This window comes from Prevotella conceptionensis 9403948 (genome assembly GCF_000312305.1).
Lineage (GTDB): Bacteria > Bacteroidota > Bacteroidia > Bacteroidales > Bacteroidaceae > Prevotella > Prevotella conceptionensis.
Window position 1 is genome coordinate 44,655 of the sequence record NZ_HE999453.1, and the last position, 1,872, is coordinate 46,526.

Below are 1,872 nucleotides of genomic sequence, written 5' to 3' on the forward strand. Positions count from 1 at the left end.
TTGGGCATTGATTTTGGCCTGATTACGGCCTTCGAACCCAGTCGAAAGGGGTAAGAGTGGGCGTTTGTCGCGCTTGAAAATCGTTGGAACAAAGCGCACACTAACGCTTGGCAAGGAACTGGAAATACGCCGCGCACTTAGCGAAAGCCATCTTTATAGTTCGGCATTCGTGGTAGACGTGGCCGAACGTGATGCCGAAGGAGTTCCACTTCGTTTCGTCTTTACGGGCGCAGGATGGGGACATGGCGTGGGCTTGTGCCAGATTGGGGCGGCCGTGATGGGCGAAAAAGGGTACGCCTACCATGAGATTTTGGCGCATTACTATCCAGGAGCCGAACAAAAACGCCTCTATCCGTAGATAGATGTTTAAGGTTATGAGTTGTTGAGGTTGCTGAATTGCTGAGTTGTTGAGTTCGTGAGGTATTGAGTTGTAGAGCTCAATGTAGCACACGACAAAACGCACAAACTCAACAACGCACAAACTCAACAACTCACGAACTCATAACCTCACGAGCTTATAAACTCATAAACTAACATGACCACAGGCAAAGAAACACCGTGGAGATGGGTGCCGTCAATATACTTCGGCACGGGAACAGCACAAGCCGCCATCGCCACACTTGCGCTTTTGCTCTACAAACAATTGGGATTGAGCAACGCAGAGATAACCCTCTACACGGGGTTGTTGTTTCTGCCGTGGCTGTTACGCCCACTGTGGTCACCCTTCTTAGGTCTCATACGCACCTCCCGTTGGTGGATTGTGTCCATGCAACTGATGCTTGGCGTTGCCTTGGGTGGTGTTGCCTTCACCATTCCCACCGCCCATTGGCTGCAAGGTACGTTCGCTTTTCTGGTGCTATTGGCCTTCGCATTAGCCGTTCATGAGACAGAAGCCGACGTGTTTTATCACGATACGGTTATGGGCAGCACGCGTTCGGGCCTTTCTAGCATGCCAGACATATTCCGTTTGCTGGCCTTTATCTTCGTTCAAGGTTTCTTAGTGATGGTGGCAGGCAATCTACAACTGCTCTATCGCAATAGCATCAGCCTATCGTGGAGCCTTATTTTCTATTCCGTTGCAGGCCTTTTCATTCTTTCATGGTTATGGCACCGCACGGCGTTGCCCAGTCCTTATAACGAGTCCATCCACCTTTTAAGGCGACAACAGCGGCGCGAACAATTTGCAGAACGTTGGCAAGAGGTGAAGAAAGACATCCTTTCGTTCTTCGCCCAACACCCCCGGCAACAACTTGCAGCCGTTTTTTGTTTCACGTTCTGTTTTTTATTGCCCGAAACGCTCACATCGAAAGTGGCAATGCTCTTTCTTGTCGACTCCAACCACAATGGCGGACTGGGACTGTCTCCACAAGAATTTGGCCTAACTTACGGCACTGTGGGTGTTGTAGGACTTATCGCCGGCAGCTTGTTAGGCAAAGCTATCATTGCCACAAAAGGCATACGAACCATCGTTTTGCCCTTATCTTTGGCCATTTTACAGCCCAATGCACTATATGTTTTGCTTAGCGAGACCCAGCCTACAAGCCTAGGCGCTATTAACCTTTGCATCTTCATCGGACAAACGAGCTTAGGTTTGGCCTTAGTTACCTATTGGACGACTTTGAAGTCCATCAGCAAAGCTTTGGGCAACCATACCGTTTACATCTTCCTTACATCCGTTTTGGCGTTGGCCCAAATGGTTCCCAGCATGTTTTCGGGTGCATTGCAAGAGTGGCTTGGCTACAACAACCTCTTCTTAATAGCCCTCGCTTGCGGCGTTCTCTCGCTGGTGGGATGCGTTTGGATAAGGCCCATGCTGAAAAACAAAGGTAAAGTCGATGCAGAAAACAACAAAAACATAGACATCTCTTAAAC

1 protein-coding gene and 1 pseudogene are annotated in these 1,872 nt (G+C 49.3%); both read left to right on the forward strand.

The window, feature by feature from the left end; all coding sequences use genetic code 11:
- A pseudogene (locus BN93_RS13865) lies at positions 1 to 358 on the forward strand (SpoIID/LytB domain-containing protein); the annotation flags it as partial.
- 177 nt (positions 359 to 535) lie between these two features.
- Complete coding sequence (locus tag BN93_RS13870; RefSeq protein ID WP_019188923.1) at positions 536 to 1,870, forward strand: MFS transporter; 1,335 nt, start codon at positions 536 to 538, stop codon at positions 1,868 to 1,870.
- Positions 1,871 to 1,872 lie beyond the last annotated feature (2 nt).

Excerpts from the sequence above, each read along its gene's own strand:
- BN93_RS13870 (WP_019188923.1), top strand. The coding sequence starts at position 536 with ATGACCACAGGCAAAGAAACACCGTGGAGATGGGTGCCGTCAATATAC.